This is a genomic window from Stutzerimonas sp. KH-1, from assembly GCF_054483855.1.
Map to the genome: position 1 here is coordinate 4,345,026 of NZ_CM137011.1, position 18,304 is coordinate 4,363,329.

Below are 18,304 nucleotides of genomic sequence, written 5' to 3' on the forward strand. Positions count from 1 at the left end.
GCGGTCTCTCAGGCGGATCGTTGGTGTTTTTCGCGCTGTTCCTGGCGTTGCTTCGCCTCGATGGACAGCGTGGTGGTGGGGCGCAGCAGCAGGCGCTGCAGGCCGATGGGTTCGCCGGTTTCGGCGCACCAGCCGTACTCGCCGCGGGCGATGGCATCCAGCGCGGCGTCGATCTTGTCGAGCAGCTTTTTCTCCCGCTCCAGCACGCGCAGCTGCCAGTGGCGCTGTTCTTCGGCGCTGCCGACGTCGGCGGGATCGCTGCTCGGCTCCTGTTCGCGCAGCGCCTGGAATTCCTCCTCGATGCGCGCCTGCAAGTCGGCACGCTGGCGTAGCAGCAGGTCGCGGAAGAAGGCCTGTTGGTCGGCGTTCATGTATGCCTCGGCGGGCTGGGCGAGTAGTTCGGCTTCGGTCATGGGCGGGTGTCCGGCAACATCGTACGCATAGTTATAACATAACATTTAGTGTTGCGAGAGCTTATCCAATGAGGTTGAGCGACAGTCGAAGGAGGTGCTGCGAGCGCCGGCGCTGATGTGCGCGAGGGCACTTGCATGCATGGCTGATCACGTCTGTACTGGCTCGCTACCGGCGCCGGCCCGGTTTGTCGGCGTGCCAGTGGAGCGACCCATGAACCCGACTTTCCAGCCTGGTCGAAACATGGCGATGAAGGTGCCCGCCCATGAGTACGCGAGCACCGTTGCCTTCTACCGCGAGACCCTAAGGCTCAAGGAGCTGACGCCTAGCGATGCCGACGGCGAACAGACACCGCGCTTCGCGTTCGGCGACAAGGTGCTCTGGCTCGATCGCGTGGCGGGCATCAGCCAGGCGGAGATCTGGCTGGAGGTGGTGACGGACGATCTGGATGCCGCTGCGGACTTCCTACAGCACCGGCACTGCGCCCGTCGCGATGAAATCGAACCCCTGCCTGACGGATTCCGCGCGTTCTGGATATCCAGCCCGGCCAATATCATTCATCTGATTTCCGAGCAGAAGCTGTCCTGAACGCGCCTCCGACTGCGCAGCGTCACGCCGCCTGCCTGTGCCGATAGCCCTGCGCAACCTGCACCAGCACCACCAGCGTCACGATGGGCAGCAGCCCGATGTTCACCGCCGCCCAGCCCGCCTGCGCGATCAGCGCGCCCGAGGCGAAGGACATGGCTGCAGCGACGCTGCCGTTGCTCAGCTCCATCAGGCCCTGTGCCCGGGCACGTTCGCTCGCGGCGTGGCCCTGGCCCAGCTGGGTGGTGCCGGCGACCAGCATGAGGTTCCAGCCGATGCCGAGCAGGCAGCTGCTGAGCAGGAAGTGCCAGTGGCTGACCCCGAGCAGGGCGACCACTGCGCTGAGGATCAGCAGTCCTCCGCCAAGGCAGGCGACCAGCCGGCAGCCGAAACGATCCACCAGCGGCCCGGCGACGAACGCCGGGAGGAACATGCCGAGCATGTGCCACTGGATGACCTGGCCGCTGGCGTGCAGATCCAGACCTTCGCCATGCATCGCCAGGGGCGTGGCGTTCATCACTAGGATCATCAGGCCGTGTCCGGCGGCGGTGGTCAGCACCGCGGCGCGAATGGTCGGCCGTGCAAGCAGCGCTTGCCAGCTGACCGTCGCCGCATCGGCCCGGGTCGCCGGCATTCCCGAGGTCGCCGGCAGCCCGGCCAAGACCATGAACCCCAGTGCCGCCAGGCTGGCGATCAACAGATAGGTGCCGGCGAAAGGCACGCCAGCGAGATCACGCGCCATATGGCCGAGCGTGGGCGCGATCAGTGCCGCCAGCACGCCACCGCCGATCACGCAGGCCGTGGCGCGACCCTTGAAGGCATCGCTCACCGCTTCCAGTGCGGCGAAGCGGTAATACATCGCCGAGGCCTGATAGGCGCCGATGGGCAGAGCGCCGAGACAGAGCAGGGTGAAGCTGTCGAGCCAGAGCGACAGCGCGCTGATCAGCCCGCCCAGCACGCCGGCCAACGCACCGATGAGAAAGCCGGCGCGGCGACCGCGGCGTTGCATCAGGCCCGCCAGTGGTTGCAGGGCGAGCAGGCCGCCGAGCATCAGCAGGGCCAGCGGCAGGGTGGTGAGACCGGCCGCTGGTGCCAGGCGCAGGCCGACGATGGCGGTGAAGATGATCCCGGTCATTGAGCAGGACCAGAACAGCGCCTGGGCGATGAACAGGCGCAGGACCTGGGGATTGCTGAGCAACAGGTGCATATGGGCGGCTCCTTTAGGGTGGCGAGCGGGCACAGCGCTGCCTGGCCAGATGCCGAGCGGGCTGGGAACGGTGATTGAGGTCGGTTGCGTCAGCCGAAACGCTGGTAGAAGTCCCGCGGGCTGACCGACAGGTGTTTCTGGAAGCTGCGCCGGAGGTTTTCCGGATGGCCGAAACCGGTCAGCCGCGCCACCGTCGCGATCGAGGCCTGGGCGTCGAGCAGCAGATTGCGCGCGGCTTCCAGGCGCACCCGTTCGATGTACTGGCCCGGCCCCATGCCGGTTTCCTGGCTGAACAGGCGGCACAGGGTGCGTGGCGTCATATGCGCCTGGGCGGCTAGCGCCTCGATGGACAGGTCGTCGCCCAGATGCCCGGGAATCCATTCCAGCAGCGCGGCGAGGCGCGCCACGTTGCCGCTCGGCGCCGCCAGCATCGGGCTGAACTGGGTCTGCCCGCCGGGACGGCGCAGGAACATCACCAGCCGCTGGGCGACTGCCAGCGCCAGTGCGCGGCCGAGGTCGGCTTCCACCAGGGCCAACGCCAGGTCGATGCCGGCGGTGACGCCCGCGGAGCTGAACAGGTGCGACGCCTCTGGATCGGTCGGGTCGTAGGTGTGCAACCGATCTCCCTGAACCTCGATGGTCGGGTACTCGCCCAGCGCAGCGAGGTCCGCCCAGTGCGTGGTCGCCTTGCGCCCGTCGAACAGTCCGGCCTCGGCCAGGATCAGCGCGCCGGAACAGACCGAGCCCAGGCGCCGCACCCTGGGTTCGGCGGCCCGCAGCCAGTCGAGCAGCGCTTGGTCGCGCCTTTGCGCATCCACGCCGACGCCACCGGGGATCAGCAGGGTATCCAGCGTGACGGGAGCGCATTCGGCCCAGCTGGCATCCGCCACCAGCTTCAGCCCCGCCGAGGTGGCGACCGGACCGGCCGTGGTGCCCAGCAGCACCAGCCCGTAATGACGGGGCAGACCCTGGCGCTGTCGCTCGACGTTGGCCGAGGCGAACACCTGCATCGGGCCGGTGACGTCCAGGCTCATCACATCCGGGTAGATCAGGCAGGCGACGGTGCGGGTGGCGTCCATGGTGCAGCTCTCAGGGAAGATGCCTGCAGTCTGCTGCCGATGCGTCACTGTCGCAATGACAAGGTTCCCACGGATCTTGCCAATGCATGCCACGGCTTGGTCATCCGCGACCCGCATCGCTGCTGCAGATGGCCTCCGAATGGCTACCTGGGCTTCAGGCGTTGCTCTTGACCCGCGACCGATACTGCCCCGGCGTCATGCCGACGACCGTCTTGAAGTCATGAATGAGGTGCGCCTGGTCGCTGTAACCACAGCTCAATGCGGTATCCAGTAGCGGCTGACCGGTGCGCAGTTGGTTGCGCACCAGCGCCACCCGCTGGATGCGACTGAACTGCTTGGGCGTCATTCCTACCTGGTGGCGGAACAGGCGCTCCAGCTGGCGCTGGCCGAGCGGCACGCTCTGCAGCAGATCGGCCAGGCGGCCCCGGCCTTCGCTGGCGGCGATTCGGTTGAGCAGCTGCTGTACCGGGTTGCGGCGTGCCTGGGTTTCCTCGAGACGGCGGAGCAGTTCGCGTTCGATCAATGCCTGCTGCGCGCCGCGTTCCAGCTCGGCCAGCTGATCGACCAGGTGCGCGAGTCCGAGCCTGGGCCAGTCCGCGTCGTGGAATCCCGTCAGCTCGTCGAGGCCGATCCCGAACATGGCGGCGCCCATGCCGGGCCGAAAACGGACGCCCATCATCCTGACCCGGCCGACCAGCTGCAGGCGCGTGCTGGCCAGCTGCGGCCCGGCGATCAGGGCCCGCCGGCGGCGCTGGGTGCCATCGAAGTTCAGCGGATCGGCGAAGTTAAAGATCACGCCGCTGCCGCCGTCCGGGTGCAGCAGCTGCTCGTCGTAGGCTTGCGAGCCGTCGCCTTCCATCCACCAGAAACGCTGCACGTACGCGGCCAGCGCCGGGCTCGGCGGGTGGGTGACGAAACCCTGAAGACAGGGCAGGCGGGCGTGGAGGGACTCGGTCATGACGGGCCGCTTGCAAGATGTCGAAAATCTACAATAGCGCAGCATGGCGGCTGCGTAGCCTTGGTTGCACATTCAAACCGAGGAGTGACCCCCATGCGCATGAACTACCAGGCCGCCGCCCCCGATGTGATGACCGCGATGATCGGGCTGGAAACCTACCTGGCGCGGCAGAGCCGCCGCGAGGATGGCGTCGACAAACCGCTGATGGAGCTGGTCAAGATCCGTGTTTCGCAGATCAACCAGTGCGCCTACTGCCTCGACATGCACACCAAGGACGCCCGCGCCCTGGGCGAAACCGAGCAGCGCATCTATGCCCTGAGTGCCTGGCGCGAAACCCCGTTCTTTACCGACCGCGAACGCGCCGCGCTGGCTTGGGCCGAGGCCAATACCCTGTTGCCCCAGGGCGTTTCGCAACAGCTGTTCGAGGAGGTGCGCGAGTATTTTTCCGAAGCCCAGCTCGCCAACCTGACCCTGGCCATCGCCACCATCAACGCCTGGAACCGCTTTGGCGTGTCTTTCGCGCCGGTGCCGGGCAGCTATCAGCCCGGTTGAGCCAAGCGTAACCGCCTGGCCTGTTGGCCGGGTGGTTCCGCTTCAGGGTTGCAGTTCCTGATTACCCATGGCGCAGAAGCTCTGCGCCCGCCGTGCCATCGGCAGCGCGCGCAGCTGGGACATGCATTGCGCCTGGCTGGGCGTGCGCACCACACGGAGCTTGGCGTCGTCGTTCACCTGGATCAGGTACGGCTTGTTGTAGCGTGGGCCGTCGTGCCAGCTGCTGAAGCGCTGCTCGCTGTAGGTGCAGTGATAGCGCATATGCCCGGAGAAGCCCTTGATCCGGTCGCGGCGGAAGATGTGATGGTATTGCTGCCAGTCACGCTTGCTCTGGCCGTCGCGCACCGCGTCGAGGCAGCCCTGCAACTCAGTGATATCCGGTTCGTGGAGAAAGATGCTCTGTGCCAGGCTGGAGCCGTCCAGTTGCATCGTCGCCACCAGGTAGACCTGCCGCTCGGCCGCCTGAGCCGGAAGCGCCAGCGACAATCCCAGCGCCAACATCCCTGTTCTGATCACTCGCAGTACTCCTGAGGTCCGCTTATTCGAGCGCCGCACCCTAGCCGAGGTCAAACTGCGGAACAAGCCGATGGGCGAAAGTCACCCCGGGCGCGACCTGAACTCCGGCGGTAGCAGCAGTCAAATCAATGTATTGGGCAGATCATCGCGCGGGGAAATGAAATGTTGCATGCGCCATCGTACTGGTCGGGCGGCTTTGCGGTAAATTGGCCTGCCTTTGGCAACGTAACCACCCTTACATGACCCTCCTGATAGCGTTCGCTGTCTTATCCATCCTCGTTTCATTCATCTGTTCGATCCTTGAAGCTGCCCTGCTTTCGCTGACACCCAGCTTCATCGCGCACCAGAAGACGACCCGTCCGAAGCTGTACGAGCGCCTGAAAGAACTGAAAGACAAGGTCGACCAGCCGCTTGCGGCGATCCTCACGCTGAACACCGTCGCCCACACTGTCGGCGCCACCGGAGTCGGCGCCCAGGTCACCGTGGTCTTTGGCAACGGCTACGTTGGTATCGCCTCGGCTGTCATGACGGTGCTGATCCTGGTGCTCTCGGAAATCCTGCCCAAGACCATCGGAGCCCGTTACTGGCGCACGCTCGCGCCGTACCTGCCGCCGTTGCTGAACGGCATGATCCTGATGCTCAAACCGTTCATCTACCTGTCCGACCTGATCATGCGGGCGGTCGGCGGCAAGGAGCCGGAGCACGACATCCGTCAGGAGATCAAGGCGCTGACGGTACTCGGCCGCGAGAACAAGAGCCTCGACGAGGACGAATTGCGCGTCATCAGGAATATCCTCGACTTGCACGAGATCAAGGTGCGCGACGTGATGACACCGCGCACCGTCTGCGACTACACCGCGCCGGAGACCAGCATCGGTGCGTTCAAGGAACAGGTCGCTAACAGCCAGTTCTCGCGCTACCCGGTGATTGGCGACAACGAGAGCCCGCTGGGTGTGGTGTTCCGCTATGACGCCCTGTCGGCGGCCGACGACGAAGCGCCGGTGTCGACGATCATGAAATCGATGAAAGTCGCACCGGAAATGACCAGCGTGGAAAATCTCATGACCCAGCTGCTGCACGAGCGCCAGCACATGTGCCTGGTCTACGACGAATTCGGCAGCTGGCGCGGCCTGGTGACGCTGGAAGACATCATGGAAACCATCATCGGCCAGCCGATCATGGACGAAACGGACGACATCCCGAACATGCGCCGCTTCGCCAAGCGCCGCTGGGATCATCGCATCAAGCGCGCCCGCGAGAGCTGAGCGGCAATGCGGGGCGGGCCTGCCGCTCCGCAGGTGTCCTCTCGGTGACCGCAGGGCCTGATCGTTCCGAGGCGCACGAAGCGCATCGCATCAACCGTCGGAAGGGGCGGCCTCGTACAGTTCCAGCGGCAAGCCGTCCGGGTCCGCGAAGAAGGTGAACCGGCGGCCGGTGTATTCGTCTGTCCGAATCGGCTCCACCGCAACGCCCTGACGCTCCAACCACGTCTTGCACTGCGCGACGTCATCCACCGCAAAGGCCAGATGCCGCAATCCTTGCGCTTCCGGGCGCGAGGGGCGAGGCGGGGCGTCGGGAAACGAGAACAGCTCGATCTGCCCACCGTCCGGCAAGGCCAGGTCGAGCTTGTAGGACTGTCGCGACTCCCGGTAGTGCTCGGCGACCACCGCAAGGCCCAGCGTCTCGGTATAGAAGCGCTTCGAGACGGCATAGTCGGAGCAGATGATCGCGGCGTGGTGGATGGACAGCAGCATGGGCATTCCAGTGAGCAGAATACGGGTGGACAGCTGGCGTCCGGCTCCGTTTGCTACGCATCAGTGCGGCATCAGTGCGAAGACGCCCCAGCCGAGGTACTCGCGCGTATAAGTGGCGTAGCGCTCCGGCTCCGAGCTGAGCTGGGCGCGGACTTCCTGCGCCAGCTCATCGTCAGGGTTGGCCTCCAGCCAGCGGCGCATGGTGAGCCATTTCGCCGCCTCGTATCGGTCCCAGCCATCCTGGTCCGCCAGGACCATTTCGACCACGTCATAGCCCAGCTGGCGAAAAGACGCGAGAAGTTCGGGGAGCACGAGAAAGTCTGCGACCGCATTGGCCAGGCAGCCCCGGGCGACCTCCTCGGTCGGCGGCAACTGGCGCCAGTAGGGCTCGCCGATCAGGATGATCCCGCCGCTGCGCAGGCTGCGCGCCAGCAGCTCGAGCGTGCCGGCGACACCGCCAGCGATCCAGCTTGCGCCGATACAGGCGGCTACGCTGACCTTCTCGTCCGAGACATGGCCGGCCGCATCGCCATGGATGAACGCGACTCGGTCGGCAACACCCAGCTCCACTGCGCGGAGTGTCGCCTGCTCACTGAACAGCTGGCTCATATCGATGCCTATGCCGACGATGCCGTGATCGCGCGCCCAGGTGCAGAGCATTTCTCCCGAACCGCTGCCTAGATCGAGCACGCGATCCCCCGGCTCTAGCCGCAGGGCCGCACCGAGCGTGGCGAGCTTGTCTGGCGTGATCGGGTTATGGATGCGGTGGGCGCTCTCGGTGATGTTGAAGATCCGTGGGATATCCATGAGTGCAGCCTCCTCGGCGGCAGGGACGACGGCTTACCCATCCAGTGTATCCGTAGCGCTCAGCGGCGCACCCAGCCGAGCACTTACGGGTCCGCTCGCCCGGTGGGGACGGCACTCGATGTAGGCGGATACCGCTCGGCATCCGGGCATTCTGCGTGACTGACCGGCATCTGAACTTGAAGCAGCTCAGCGGATTCTTCGCCTGGCCTTCGCCATTCCATCATTTCGGGACTCGCGGGCAGGGTGCGTGTCGAGTAAAAACGAACGACACGAAACGATCGAAGGCCTGATCCATGCACCGCCACGTCCGCCATATCAGCATCTTCATCGCCCGTGATCCGGGACAGGTATATGCGTTCGCCGCCGACCCGCGCAATCTTCCGCAGTGGGCGGCGGGGCTGGCGCGTTCCGAGGTCACGCAGCAGGGCGATGCATGGGTGGCTGACGCGCCTTTTGGAAAAGTGAGGATTCGCTTCGCACCGCCGAATGCGTTCGGGGTGATGGACCACGAAGTCGAACTGGAGTCGGGTTCGATAGTTCGCAACCCAATGCGGGTCATGCCATGTAGCGGCGGGTGTGAGTTCGTTTTCACGCTGTTCCGCCAGCCGGACATGAGCGATGAGCAATTTGCGATGGACGCTCAGGCGGTGGCGGCGGACCTGCAGCGGCTCAAGAATCTGCTTGAGCAAGCGCGATAAGTTAATTCGGATTTCTCGAATGAACGCCCAGCGCCGTGACCGTCAGCAGAATCAGCGCCATGCCCAGGACCTGCATGGCGGCCAGGCTTTCATCTAGCACCACGACGCTGAAGAGCGAGGCGGTCACCGGTTCGACCATGGCCAGGATGGACGCTGCCGCGGGCGCGGTATGCTTGAGCCCGACGATGTACAAGACGAACGACAGCCCGCCACCGAGTACGCCTAGTGTGACGAACAGCGGCCAGCTCGAGGTGCCCAGCACGGCCAAAGTCTGCTCCGCATCGCTCAGCCCGAGCAATATCGCCACCAGCACCGCGAAGGCGATCACCAGAATCGCCTGAGGGCTGCCATGGGGGGCCGCATACTTGAAGGCGAAGATGAAAACGGCGTACGACACGCCGGAAAGCAGTCCTGCACCCACCGCCAGCAGTGTGATGTCGCCCGCTCCGACGTCGTAGATGCCGGTCAGCAGAATGACGCCAAGCGTCACCAGCGCGATAGCCGTCCACTTGAATGCGCTGGGCCGCTCCAGCCGAAACGCGAACGAGACGAGATAGACGAACACCGGCGCGGAGTACATGAGTGTCGCCGCCACGGCCACGCTGCCCTCGGCGATGCTGAGAAAATAGAACGAGAAATTGCCTGCCACGGCCGCCCCGGCGACTGCCGACCAGAGCCACAGTCGCCCGTTCATTAGACCGCTGCCAGCCGGGCGCAAGGCAAGCCAGAGAAGCACGACTAGCAGCCCGATCGCGCCGCGGGAGAGCGAGACCACGATCGGGCTCCAGCCCTCGGCGGTCAGAACACCGCCGATTCCGCCCGACAGCCCCCAGCACAATGCCGCGAGTACGACGAATAGCCCCCCGACGCTTTGCGTCTTGCCTGATGGGTGTTTCACGTTGGGTCGCGGCGGCTGCTGCGCCATTTGCCCCGCCCGTTATGCCTGCGACGTCGCTGGCCTTTCTTCATGAAGTCACCGCCGCCCGCCTGTTCCGCGCCTCTAGGGGCTGTCGAGCGAAGAACGGCCCACAGCCCTCCCAGCGGCTGTAGTCAAGCTGTCGGGAGGGTTGGGGCGCTGCTGGTCATTGGATGCGTGTCACGCGCCAGACGATGTTGGCCAGATCATCCGCGACGATCAGCGCACCGCTGGGGTCGACGGTCACACCGACCGGGCGGCCGCGGGTCTTGCCGTCCTCGCGGAAGCCGGTCACGAAGTCGATGGGTTCGCCTGCCGGGCGGCCATCGCGGAACGGCACGAAGATCACCTTGTAGCCGGACGGATCTTCACGGTTCCAGCTGCCGTGCTCGCCGACGAACGCGCCTTCGGCGAATTGCTCACCCATGACTTCCGAGGAGAAATCCAGGCCCAGCGCGGCGACGTGGGCGCCCAGTGCGTAGTCCGGCGTGATCGCCTGCTTGACCTTGTCCGGGTCCTGCGGACGCACGCGGTCGTCGACGTTCTGCCCCCAGTAGCTGTAGGGCCAGCCATAGAAGCCGCCTTCCTGCACCGAGGTCAGGTAGTCCGGCACCAGGTTTTCACCCAGTTCGTCGCGCTCGTTGACCACCGACCACAGCTGGTTGGTGCCGGGCAGTATCGCCAGTGCCGTGGGGTTGCGCAGGCCGGTTGCGTAGGGCTTGTAGGCGCCGGTTTCGGTGTTGATCTGCCAGACCATGGCGCGGTCGACCTCGGCTTCCATCCCGCGCTCGGTGATGTTGCTGTTCGAGCCGATGCCGACGTAGAGATACTGGCCATCGGGGCTGATGGTCATCGCCTTGGTCCAGTGGTGGTTGATCTCCGAGGGCAGGTCGATGATCTTCGTCGGTGGGCCGCTGGCTTCGGTCTGGCCGTCCTGGTAGTCGAAGCGCACCAGTGCGTCCTGGTTGGCGACGTACAGCGTGCCGTCGTGGAACGCCAGTCCGTAGGGCGCGTTGAGGTCCTCGGCGAACACCTTTTGCAGCTCGTAGGTGCCGTCGCGGTCGGCGTCGCGCAGGAGCGTCAGGCGATTGCCGCTTTTCACCGAGGTGACGCCTTTGGCCTTGATATAGCCGGCAATCACGTCCTTGGGCTTGAGCTTGGGCGCATTGCCGCCTCGGCCTTCCGCCACGATGATGTCACCGTTGGGTAGCACCAGCGTCTGCCGTGGAATCTGCAGGTCAGTGGCAATGGCGCTGACGCTGTAGCCGTCCGGTACCGTTGGCATCGCATCGTCCCAGGGGGCCGGGTCGGCGATTGTCATGCTCGGCAGCAGCCCGCGCTCGGGCTCCGGCAGTTTGGGGTTGGCGCCGTAGCGGCTGGCAGCGTCCTGTTCGTTGCCACCGCAGGCGCTCAGCAACACGGCGATGGTCAGTACGGAGAGGGCATGGGTGTGCTTCATGCTTCACCTCCGTCGCGCAGATTGGAAAGGCCAACCCATGCGGCGGCGCAGGCCAGCAGGGTGACGATCACCGATAGCACCAGGCCGGTCGGCATGACCGCCCAGGCATCCTTGGCGTGCTGCAGTGCGTTGATGAAACCAAGCACCCAGGCCACGGCGAGCAACAACAGATAAATCAAAGGTCGGCCTGTTCTATGCCTGGCCTTGACCAGATTGGCGATGGCGAACAGCACCGACAGCCCGCAGAACACCAGCGCGCCGGCGATCAGCCACGAGGCGAAGTTGGCCCACTGGATCTCATAGCTGCGGAAGTAGGCGATGTCGCTCAGCAGCGCGCCAAGAAACAGCGGGACGGTCCCGGCCAGCAGCGTCGCATGCAGCGGGCCGGGCACATGGCGGGAAACGCTGTGGGTGGTTTCGGTGGTGCGGTGGGTAATAACGGTCACGAGGCTCTCCTCATCGCTTCGGATCGGACCCGCCCAGCACGATGGTCTGGCTGCCCGGGTCGCTCTGACGGTGCTTAAGAGGGGATCGCATCATTGGCCTGTTAGTTCACCACCAATGGCCGAGCGGGCAACCCGGCGTTCTGGCAGGACGGCGCGAGCAACCGCGCCAAGTGCTGCGGGATGCTTTCGTGGCGTGCTGATCGACGGCGAGCGGTGGCCGGTCAGATCGACGCTTCTTCCTTCCTCGCGCCTGCAAGGGCAACGCCGTTGCGGCCTTCTCGCTTGACGCGATACATGGCCTGATCCGCCGCGCTTAGCAACGCGTCGAAGGTGTTGCCGTGGTCCGGACAAAGCGCAACGCCGATGCTGCAGCCCATCTGCAGTTCGCCGGCATTGGTGGGAATAGGCGCGCTGGTGGCCAGGAGGATGCTCTGCGCGACCGCCGCGGCATCCGCGGAGCCGGCAACGTCCCGAATCAGTAGGATGAACTCATCGCCGCCGTAGCGTGCAGCGGTGTCATACGCGCGCACGGCGTTGCGCAGCCGTTCGGCTATTGCTTGCAGAACCTGGTCGCCGATCTCGTGGCCCAGTCGGTCATTGATCGCCTTGAAGCGGTCCAGATCGAGCACCATCAGCGCGAAAGGCACGCCGTGCCTTCGCCAGTACGCATGCGCCTCGCCGAAGCGGTCAGCCAGCAGGTGGCGATTTGGCAGGCGCGTCAGTATGTCGTGGGTGGCAAGAAAGGTGGAGTGTTCGTATTCGCGCTCGGCCGCTGCGACCGCGCGGAAGTGCCGTATCAGCACTGCTGGCAGGACCACCAGTGCTGCAACGATGATCAGCAGAACGGTCAGCGTTTCGACCGCCAGTACGTCGCTCAGACGCAGCTGCCGCTCGAAAAGCAATGTCGTTGGCTGCGAGCCGCTGTCGATGTGCACGCGCTCTGTCAGACGAGGCAGCAGCAACCGATCAAGCGTACTGGCAGGCTCGGGCTCCGCCGAGAAGAGCCGGCTCGGGGTTTCTGCGCCAGCGTCGAGAAAGGCCTCTATGGCCAGCAGCGGGTCCAGGTTCGCCGAGGGCAAGGCCGGTCGCATGGCATCGGTTCTGACCAGGATCAGCGCAACCATGGTGCTGCCGAAGAAGTTCGGGCCTTCGCTCCGCCGTGGCGGCACGGGGCGGCTGACCGGTTGCAGCAAGATGTAGGCATCGCCGCCTTCGTACATGGTGAATACCGGCGACGCGACCGGCTTCCTGGTTCGCTGACCGCGCGCCAGTGCATGGGATAGATAACCGACTGTTTCCAGGCGAACACCATAGAGGGCACTGGCCTCTAGAAGCTGTGGGTACATGAACAGGACTGGCCACGTTTCTTCCAGCTGCAATGGGTTCGTAGGGGGCTGGTGGGTGAGGCTGGAGAAGTCCTTAAGCTGGAAGTCGGCCCGCCAGCCAAGGCGCAACAGCTCCTCGAACGCATGCTGTTCGTGGCGCGGAACGGCACGGGCCACTTCCAGCATGTAGATCTGCGGATAGGCTGCAACGATGGCTGCCGCGTAGCGGGCAGCGGCAGTTTCGTCTCCCTGGTCGACTGCCTGAAGAAACGCCGAGAACCCCGCCAGTACGGCCTCATTCGTATCTAGCTGGTTGCGTACCGCACCCGTGACGATCTGCACGTGCTGCCTGAAACGGGCGTCCCAGCGCTGGATTTCGGACTGGATAAGGAGCTGCGCAGAGAAACCGACCAGCAACAAGGACAGGAAGATGAATCCCGCAAAGGAGCGCTTGCGTTTGGTCAGCATCGTGCTGTTCTCCCGACGACAGCAGACGGGACAAGTACCAGCGCTGTGTCAGCCTTCCTGGCTTGGCCCCAGCCCTTGCGGCCGGTCAACCGGTCATTGTAGTTCGAAGTCGTGCGTGCCAGTCGGACCGGCCGCACCGCCTGTCAAGCTAGCAAAATGCCATTCTCCGGTCTAGCGCGGCGCCGTCATGCAGGGCATCGCTGAGCTGGTTGGCGTCACTGTGTCGGGGCGAGTTCGCTTGAGCGGCAGGTGATTTCCGCATAGGGCTCGTCCGGTGAGTATTCGCCTGGAACCCGCTCGGTGCGCTGGGTATTTGGCGCGACGGTGAAAACCGGCGACGCCGAGGTATCCGAGCGCGCGTCATTCGGTACATGGAACTCGCAGGTAATCTGCCCGCCGGTACGGTTCATCACCTTCACTGCCCGCACTCCAAGCAGTTCACCTTCAACGCCTTCGGATTTGGCCGGCACGCCCATCGGACTGATCTCCACATCGAGACCGTTGAGGTGGCTGACCACTTCCGGTGGCGGCGTTTGGGCGAAGACCAGCGGGGCGAGGAGTGCCAGGCCGCCGGCGAGGAATGAATGCTTGCTCATGAGAACCTCCACTATCTGCAGCCCTTTAGAAGGGCGTGCCACGGGTCGGTTCGATCGCTGCGTCAGTCAATGGTTGCAAATGATTAAAGGCGTCAAAAAATTGGTTGGCACGATTTATGATGGCTTAAAGCCATGATGTCTATTGCCGCGCCGGTTGTGCCGTGTTGAACTCCAGCCGTGCCAAGGTTGCGTGCGGTCCTTGCGAGGGTGGCTCAAGTGACAAGGTTTCTGTGCATCGCGTTGTTCGCCCTGTCAGGCACGGTATCGGCTTCGGTCGATGTGACGCTCGACCTGAGCGCTGTCGAGCGCGACTGGCTGGCCGACAACCGCTCGGTCAGCATCTGTGTCGATCCGGACTGGCTGCCGTTTGAGATGCTCAACGCCCGTGGTGAGCACGAAGGAATCGCTGCCGACCTGCTGCGTCTCGTGGCGCAACGGGCGGGCCTGCAACTTGATATCGTGGCGACCAGCGACTGGGGCCAATCAGTGGCGTTTTCCCAGGCCGGCCGCTGTCAGCTGCTCAGCTTTCTCAACCAGACGCCTGCGCGTGATGCCTGGCTGATCTTCACCCAGCCGTTGTTCACCGACGCCAATGTGGTGATCGCACGGGAAGACCATCCCTATGTAGCTGACCTGTCCGCCCTTGAAGATGGGACGGTCGCTTTGCCGGTGGGCACGTTCGTCGAGGAAAGCATTCGGCGGGACTTCCCCCAGCTACGCGTCATCGTCACCGACACGGACGCCGAGGCGCTGGCACTGGTGAACGAGCGCAAAGCCGATCTGACCATACGGTCGCTGACCGTGGCTGCCTACACCATGCGCCGCGAGGGCTGGTTCAACCTGAAAATCGCCGGACAGCTGGCGAGTCTCGATAACCAGTTTCGCATCGGTGTGCTGAAGAGCGAACCTGTGCTGCGCGGCATTCTGGACAAGGCGATCGCGACCATTACGCCGTGGGAGCTGAACCAGATCGCCAACCGGCATGCGCCGATTCGCATCGAGTCGGGTACCGACTACCGGCTGGTCGTGCAGATCGTGGTGGTTTTCTCGGTGATGCTGCTGACCAGCCTGTACTGGATCGGGCGGCTACGGAGGCTGAACGAGCAGCTGCAGATCAAATCGCAGACCGATGCTCTCACCGGCTTGGCCAATCGTGCCGAACTCGACCGGCGCTTCGCCAGGGCGCTGGAGCAGGCGCGGCGTTACAACCGGCCGCTGTCGATCGTCATGCTGGATATCGATCACTTCAAGAGCATCAACGACGAGTTCGGTCATCAGACTGGGGACCGCGTTCTCAAGGAATTCGCCGACCTGCTGGTATCTGGTCTGCGCGGCAGTGACGCCGTCGGCCGCTGGGGTGGCGAGGAGTTTCTGCTGCTGTGTCCGGAAACCAATGGTCAGCAGGCGCTGGCGTTCGCCGAGCGCCTCTGTGAACAGTCGCGGACATCCATGTTCAGCACTGGCCGCGGTCAGACCCTCAGCGCCGGGGTTGCCGAGCTAGGGCCGGTGGACACTGCCGATAGCCTGCTACGGCGTGCGGACGCTGCGCTCTACCGCGCCAAGCACGACGGTCGTGATCGCGTCTGCTGGCTGGCGTCGGACGAGTAGCCGGGCCGCTTCGCCGTTCAGTGCTTGCCGGCCTTGCGCAAGCGGACGTAGAGATCCTTGCCGCCGGTGGCGCTGCTGCCGCGTGACTCCAGGTCGAAGCGTTTGGGCTGGCCGGCGATCAGGTCGCTGAGCTTCTTGCAGCCATACAGGCGCGGATCGAAGGCCGGGCGCAGCTTGCTGATGTTCTGCCCGAGCGTGCCGAGCTGAATCCAGTCGTCCTCCTCGGTCAGGTCGTCGAGAATCTTGGCGATGAAGTCCACCGGCACCGCCTGGCATTTGATGGTGTCGCCCTTGTCGCCTGTTTTCGGCGGCTTGCTGCTTTCTTCTACCTGTGCGGCGGCCGCGGCGAGCTTTTCCGTCGACGGCTCGGCAGCGACCTTGGTGGCGTCGGCGCGCAGGATCTCGGTATAGATGAACTTGTCGCACGCCGAGACGAACGGCGAGGGCGTCTTCTGTTCGCCGAAGCCATACACCGTCAGGCCTTCCTCGCGGATGCGTGCGGCCAGGCGGGTGAAGTCGCTGTCGCTGGATACCAGGCAGAAGCCGTCGAAGCGACGGGTGTAGAGCAGGTCCATGGCGTCGATGATCAGCGAACTGTCGGTGGCGTTCTTGCCGGAGGTGTAGGCGAACTGCTGGATCGGCTGGATCGAGTGGTCGAGCAGCACCTTCTTCCAGCTGCCGAGGTTGGGCTTGGTCCAGTCGCCATAGATGCGCTTGACGCTGGCGACGCCGTACTTGGCGATCTCCTCGAACAGGCCTTCGACGATGGCCGCCGGCGCGTTGTCGGCGTCGATCAGGACCGCGAGGTGTTTCTGCTTGTTCGCACTGCTGGGCTTGCTGGCCATGGTTCATCCCTGGGCTGTCGATCGTCCGACCATAACGCCGACCGCCATGCCGTGGCCATAGCGAGGTGCAGCCAACGCTTACCCGCCTCGGTTAGCATGCGCGGCTTTGATCCCATGGATTGCGGTGCATGGAACAGCGAGGCACGCTGAAAAGCTGGAACGACCAGAAGGGCTTCGGCTTCATTCGCCCGGAGCAGGGCGGTGAGGATGTCTTCGCGCATATCTCGGCCGTGCATGGTGAGCGCCGGCCACTGCTCGGCGACCGCGTGCTCTACGTGGCCGGGCGCGACCCTCAGGGCCGCTTGCGCGCCGAGCATCTGCGGCTGGATGCGCCACTGACGCTGGATCAGCCGGCGATTCGGCAGCGCCCGGCCAGTCAGCGGCAGAAGAGCGAGCGACAGGACCGCCCGCGCGCGACGGCGCGTGCCGCCGGCAAGCCTGCGCGGCAGTTGGTCGCCGGCAATATCCAGCAGCTTCCGCTCAAGCTGGTGCTGTTCGCGCTGCTGTGCCTGCTGCCGCTGGCGGGCAGCCTTCTGCGCCTCGGTGCGGTGTTGCCGTTGGCGATCTATGCCCTCGCCAGCCTGCTGACCTTCTTCCTCTACTGGCGCGACAAGCACAGCGCGCTGAAGGATCGCTGGCGCACGCCGGAAACCACGCTGCACTTCTTCGAGCTGGCCGGCGGCTGGCCGGGTGCGCTCGTCGCGCAGCAGGTGTTTCGCCACAAGACACGCAAATTGAGCTATCAGCTGACCTTCTGGCTGATCGTCGTGCTGCACCAGGCGTTCTGGATCGATCTGCTGTTCATCGGCAGCGGTTTCACCCGCGAGCGGCTGGACTGGTTGTTGCGGCTGCTGTGAAACGCGAAAGCCCGGCGAATGCCGGGCTTTCGGGCGAGCATCGCGGCTCAGACTTTTCTGACGAACTCGGACTTCAGCTTCATCGCGCCGATGCCATCGATCTTGCAGTCGATGTCGTGGTCGCCATCGACCAGGCGGATGTTCTTCACCTTGGTGCCGACCTTGACCACCAGCGACGAGCCCTTGACCTTGAGGTCCTTGATCACCGTGACGGTGTCGCCGTCCTGCAGCGTGTTGCCTACCGAGTCCTTGATCACCTTGTCGCTTTCGTTCGCGGCAGCCGCGCTATCGGTCGCAGACCACTCATGGGCGCACTCGGGGCAGACCAGCATCTGGCCGTCTTCGTAGGTGTATTCGGAATTGCATTTGGGGCAGGGTGGCAGCGAGCGCACGGCAGATCCTCAGGGGGCGGGATGCGGAAAGCCGTGCATTGTATAAGGTTTTGTTACAAAGCGGGCGACGTGGCCACCAGGCCGGCCAGGACCACGTCGATTCCGGGATGCAGCTTACTGCACGGCGGCGAGGCGCTCGTTGCCGGCACGCAGCTCACTGTAGCGGTGTTCCAGCTCACGACGGATCTCGCGGCGCTGGTAGGCCTGGGCGAAGCGGCGCTGCTGCTCGGGGGTCTTCGGATTCAGCGGCGGCACCGGCACCGGCTTGCCGTCCTCGCCGAGGGCGACCATGGTGAAGAAGCAGCTGTTGGTGTGACGCACGGTTTTCTCACGGATGTCTTCGGTGATGACCTTGATGCCGATCTCCATCGAGGTGGTGCCGGTGTAGTTGACCGAGGCGAGGAAGGTGACCAGTTCACCGACATGCACTGGCTGGCGGAATACCACCTGATCCACCGAGAGGGTGACGACGTACTGCCCGGCGTAGCGGCTGGCGCAGGCGTAGGCGACCTCGTCGAGGTACTTGAGCAGCGTGCCGCCATGTACGTTGCCGGAAAAATTGGCTTTATCCGGCGTCATCAGCACGGTCATGGTCAGCTCTGCATGTCCATCTAGCATGGGGGTTACGGCTCCTCGGTGGTGAAGGGTTGCTACTTTAGTCGAATGCCTCCTTCCTGTCTGGCGTTTCCAGCAAAACGCTTCATCGATTTTTTCTATCGTCAATGCGGCAAAGGCGCGCACTGCTGTCATTTGGCGGAAAAAGCGCCAGCTACGGCATGAGTGTCCTTTTCTCTGGGCCGGGCCGAAGCGATCTGTGACGTGACG

At 64.4% G+C, this 18,304-nt stretch carries 21 protein-coding genes; 6 read left to right on the plus strand and 15 right to left on the minus strand.

Features of this window, described 5'->3' with window-relative positions; translation table 11 throughout:
- Window positions 1-8: 8 nt before the first annotated feature.
- Window positions 9-413 (minus strand): RNA polymerase-binding protein DksA, encoded by a 405-nt coding sequence (dksA, locus tag ACX1DW_RS20700; RefSeq protein ID WP_133455626.1) that lies wholly within the window; start codon window positions 411-413, stop codon window positions 9-11.
- Between the two features lie 211 nt (window positions 414-624).
- On the opposite strand from dksA, the gene ACX1DW_RS20705 reads away from it, so the two are divergent.
- Window positions 625-999: a VOC family protein gene (locus ACX1DW_RS20705; RefSeq protein ID WP_152481753.1), complete on the plus strand. Its 375-nt coding sequence runs from the start codon at window positions 625-627 to the stop codon at window positions 997-999.
- 22 nt (window positions 1,000-1,021) lie between these two features.
- On the opposite strand, the gene ACX1DW_RS20710 is transcribed toward ACX1DW_RS20705, so the two are convergent.
- The 3 genes from ACX1DW_RS20710 to ACX1DW_RS20720 form a co-directional block, all read right to left on the minus strand.
- A complete protein-coding gene (locus ACX1DW_RS20710) occupies window positions 1,022-2,203 on the minus strand; it encodes an MFS transporter (RefSeq protein ID WP_458992297.1) in 1,182 nt (393 codons plus the stop codon).
- Window positions 2,204-2,292: 89 nt separating this feature from the next.
- Window positions 2,293-3,282 carry a GlxA family transcriptional regulator gene (locus ACX1DW_RS20715; protein ID WP_133455629.1) on the minus strand — a complete coding sequence of 330 codons (990 nt, stop codon included), beginning with the start codon at window positions 3,280-3,282 and terminating at the stop codon, window positions 2,293-2,295.
- A 154-nt stretch (window positions 3,283-3,436) separates the two neighbouring features.
- A complete protein-coding gene (locus ACX1DW_RS20720) occupies window positions 3,437-4,240 on the minus strand; it encodes a helix-turn-helix transcriptional regulator (protein ID WP_208216747.1) in 804 nt (267 codons plus the stop codon).
- A 93-nt stretch (window positions 4,241-4,333) separates the two neighbouring features.
- Between ACX1DW_RS20720 and ACX1DW_RS20725 the strand changes: the two genes are divergently transcribed.
- On the plus strand, window positions 4,334-4,792 hold the full coding sequence (locus tag ACX1DW_RS20725) for a carboxymuconolactone decarboxylase family protein (protein ID WP_102838653.1): 459 nt from the start codon (window positions 4,334-4,336) through the stop codon (window positions 4,790-4,792).
- A gap of 42 nt (window positions 4,793-4,834) precedes the next feature.
- Here the strand turns inward: ACX1DW_RS20725 and ACX1DW_RS20730 are convergent, their stop codons facing one another.
- Entirely contained in the window at window positions 4,835-5,293 is a 459-nt protein-coding gene (locus tag ACX1DW_RS20730; RefSeq protein ID WP_270054516.1) for a hypothetical protein, read from the minus strand.
- Window positions 5,294-5,547: 254 nt separating this feature from the next.
- On the opposite strand from ACX1DW_RS20730, the gene ACX1DW_RS20735 reads away from it, so the two are divergent.
- Window positions 5,548-6,573 carry a CNNM domain-containing protein gene (locus ACX1DW_RS20735; protein ID WP_133455631.1) on the plus strand — a complete coding sequence of 342 codons (1,026 nt, stop codon included), beginning with the start codon at window positions 5,548-5,550 and terminating at the stop codon, window positions 6,571-6,573.
- 90 nt (window positions 6,574-6,663) lie between these two features.
- On the opposite strand, the gene gloA2 is transcribed toward ACX1DW_RS20735, so the two are convergent.
- Both gloA2 and ACX1DW_RS20745 read right to left on the minus strand, forming a co-directional pair.
- A complete protein-coding gene (gene gloA2, locus ACX1DW_RS20740; RefSeq protein WP_133455632.1) occupies window positions 6,664-7,062 on the minus strand; it encodes an SMU1112c/YaeR family gloxylase I-like metalloprotein in 399 nt (132 codons plus the stop codon).
- Window positions 7,063-7,122: 60 nt separating this feature from the next.
- Window positions 7,123-7,869, minus strand: coding sequence for an SAM-dependent methyltransferase (locus ACX1DW_RS20745; protein ID WP_458992298.1), 747 nt, complete (start codon window positions 7,867-7,869; stop codon window positions 7,123-7,125).
- A gap of 293 nt (window positions 7,870-8,162) precedes the next feature.
- Here ACX1DW_RS20745 and ACX1DW_RS20750 point away from each other — a divergent pair, with 293 nt between their 5' ends.
- Window positions 8,163-8,567, plus strand: coding sequence for an SRPBCC family protein (locus ACX1DW_RS20750; RefSeq protein ID WP_458992299.1), 405 nt, complete (start codon window positions 8,163-8,165; stop codon window positions 8,565-8,567).
- A 1-nt stretch (window position 8,568) separates the two neighbouring features.
- Here the strand turns inward: ACX1DW_RS20750 and ACX1DW_RS20755 are convergent, their stop codons facing one another.
- The 5 genes from ACX1DW_RS20755 to ACX1DW_RS20775 all read right to left on the minus strand — a co-directional run bounded on the left by ACX1DW_RS20755 (window position 8,569) and on the right by ACX1DW_RS20775 (window position 13,777).
- On the minus strand, window positions 8,569-9,492 hold the full coding sequence (locus ACX1DW_RS20755; RefSeq protein ID WP_458992300.1) for a DMT family transporter: 924 nt from the start codon (window positions 9,490-9,492) through the stop codon (window positions 8,569-8,571).
- 157 nt (window positions 9,493-9,649) lie between these two features.
- Complete coding sequence (locus ACX1DW_RS20760) at window positions 9,650-10,942, minus strand: PQQ-dependent sugar dehydrogenase (RefSeq protein WP_458992301.1); 1,293 nt, start codon at window positions 10,940-10,942, stop codon at window positions 9,650-9,652.
- Complete coding sequence (locus ACX1DW_RS20765) at window positions 10,939-11,388, minus strand: DUF2231 domain-containing protein (protein WP_102838646.1); 450 nt, start codon at window positions 11,386-11,388, stop codon at window positions 10,939-10,941. Before ACX1DW_RS20765 ends, ACX1DW_RS20760 begins: the two co-directional genes overlap by 4 nt.
- A 221-nt stretch (window positions 11,389-11,609) precedes the next feature.
- Window positions 11,610-13,181, minus strand: coding sequence for a diguanylate cyclase domain-containing protein (locus tag ACX1DW_RS20770; protein ID WP_458992302.1), 1,572 nt, complete (start codon window positions 13,179-13,181; stop codon window positions 11,610-11,612).
- 215 nt (window positions 13,182-13,396) lie between these two features.
- Window positions 13,397-13,777, minus strand: a complete 381-nt coding sequence (locus tag ACX1DW_RS20775) for a hypothetical protein (RefSeq protein WP_133455638.1) — start codon at window positions 13,775-13,777, stop codon at window positions 13,397-13,399.
- A gap of 216 nt (window positions 13,778-13,993) precedes the next feature.
- Here ACX1DW_RS20775 and ACX1DW_RS20780 point away from each other — a divergent pair, with 216 nt between their 5' ends.
- Window positions 13,994-15,385, plus strand: coding sequence for a diguanylate cyclase (locus ACX1DW_RS20780; protein ID WP_166082461.1), 1,392 nt, complete (start codon window positions 13,994-13,996; stop codon window positions 15,383-15,385).
- A gap of 17 nt (window positions 15,386-15,402) precedes the next feature.
- On the opposite strand, the gene ACX1DW_RS20785 is transcribed toward ACX1DW_RS20780, so the two are convergent.
- Window positions 15,403-16,230 (minus strand): NYN domain-containing protein, encoded by an 828-nt coding sequence (locus ACX1DW_RS20785; protein ID WP_133455639.1) that lies wholly within the window; start codon window positions 16,228-16,230, stop codon window positions 15,403-15,405.
- A gap of 128 nt (window positions 16,231-16,358) precedes the next feature.
- On the opposite strand from ACX1DW_RS20785, the gene ACX1DW_RS20790 reads away from it, so the two are divergent.
- Window positions 16,359-17,087, plus strand: coding sequence for a DUF1294 domain-containing protein (locus ACX1DW_RS20790; protein ID WP_458992303.1), 729 nt, complete (start codon window positions 16,359-16,361; stop codon window positions 17,085-17,087).
- Window positions 17,088-17,134: 47 nt separating this feature from the next.
- Here ACX1DW_RS20790 and ACX1DW_RS20795 read toward each other — a convergent pair whose 3' ends face one another.
- Both ACX1DW_RS20795 and ACX1DW_RS20800 read right to left on the minus strand, forming a co-directional pair.
- Window positions 17,135-17,479 (minus strand): zinc ribbon domain-containing protein YjdM, encoded by a 345-nt coding sequence (locus ACX1DW_RS20795; protein ID WP_458992304.1) that lies wholly within the window; start codon window positions 17,477-17,479, stop codon window positions 17,135-17,137.
- A 114-nt stretch (window positions 17,480-17,593) separates the two neighbouring features.
- Window positions 17,594-18,097 carry an acyl-CoA thioesterase gene (locus ACX1DW_RS20800; RefSeq protein ID WP_458992305.1) on the minus strand — a complete coding sequence of 168 codons (504 nt, stop codon included), beginning with the start codon at window positions 18,095-18,097 and terminating at the stop codon, window positions 17,594-17,596.
- Between the last annotated feature and the right edge of the window lie 207 nt (window positions 18,098-18,304).

What these genes read in the sequence shown, in the direction of transcription:
- dksA (WP_133455626.1), bottom strand. Translation starts at nt 413, where the DNA reads ATGACCGAAGCCGAACTACTCGCCCAGCCCGCCGAGGCATACATGAAC.
- ACX1DW_RS20705 (WP_152481753.1), top strand. Translation starts at nt 625, where the DNA reads ATGAACCCGACTTTCCAGCCTGGTCGAAACATGGCGATGAAGGTGCCC.
- ACX1DW_RS20710 (WP_458992297.1), bottom strand. Translation starts at nt 2,203, where the DNA reads ATGCACCTGTTGCTCAGCAATCCCCAGGTCCTGCGCCTGTTCATCGCC.
- ACX1DW_RS20715 (WP_133455629.1), bottom strand. Translation starts at nt 3,282, where the DNA reads ATGGACGCCACCCGCACCGTCGCCTGCCTGATCTACCCGGATGTGATG.
- ACX1DW_RS20720 (WP_208216747.1), bottom strand. Translation starts at nt 4,240, where the DNA reads ATGACCGAGTCCCTCCACGCCCGCCTGCCCTGTCTTCAGGGTTTCGTC.
- ACX1DW_RS20725 (WP_102838653.1), top strand. Translation starts at nt 4,334, where the DNA reads ATGCGCATGAACTACCAGGCCGCCGCCCCCGATGTGATGACCGCGATG.
- ACX1DW_RS20730 (WP_270054516.1), bottom strand. Translation starts at nt 5,293, where the DNA reads ATGTTGGCGCTGGGATTGTCGCTGGCGCTTCCGGCTCAGGCGGCCGAG.
- ACX1DW_RS20735 (WP_133455631.1), top strand. Translation starts at nt 5,548, where the DNA reads ATGACCCTCCTGATAGCGTTCGCTGTCTTATCCATCCTCGTTTCATTC.
- gloA2 (WP_133455632.1), bottom strand. Translation starts at nt 7,062, where the DNA reads ATGCTGCTGTCCATCCACCACGCCGCGATCATCTGCTCCGACTATGCC.
- ACX1DW_RS20745 (WP_458992298.1), bottom strand. Translation starts at nt 7,869, where the DNA reads ATGGATATCCCACGGATCTTCAACATCACCGAGAGCGCCCACCGCATC.
- ACX1DW_RS20750 (WP_458992299.1), top strand. Translation starts at nt 8,163, where the DNA reads ATGCACCGCCACGTCCGCCATATCAGCATCTTCATCGCCCGTGATCCG.
- ACX1DW_RS20755 (WP_458992300.1), bottom strand. Translation starts at nt 9,492, where the DNA reads ATGGCGCAGCAGCCGCCGCGACCCAACGTGAAACACCCATCAGGCAAG.
- ACX1DW_RS20760 (WP_458992301.1), bottom strand. Translation starts at nt 10,942, where the DNA reads ATGAAGCACACCCATGCCCTCTCCGTACTGACCATCGCCGTGTTGCTG.
- ACX1DW_RS20770 (WP_458992302.1), bottom strand. Translation starts at nt 13,181, where the DNA reads ATGCTGACCAAACGCAAGCGCTCCTTTGCGGGATTCATCTTCCTGTCC.
- ACX1DW_RS20775 (WP_133455638.1), bottom strand. Translation starts at nt 13,777, where the DNA reads ATGAGCAAGCATTCATTCCTCGCCGGCGGCCTGGCACTCCTCGCCCCG.
- ACX1DW_RS20785 (WP_133455639.1), bottom strand. Translation starts at nt 16,230, where the DNA reads ATGGCCAGCAAGCCCAGCAGTGCGAACAAGCAGAAACACCTCGCGGTC.
- ACX1DW_RS20790 (WP_458992303.1), top strand. Translation starts at nt 16,359, where the DNA reads ATGGAACAGCGAGGCACGCTGAAAAGCTGGAACGACCAGAAGGGCTTC.
- ACX1DW_RS20800 (WP_458992305.1), bottom strand. Translation starts at nt 18,097, where the DNA reads ATGCTAGATGGACATGCAGAGCTGACCATGACCGTGCTGATGACGCCG.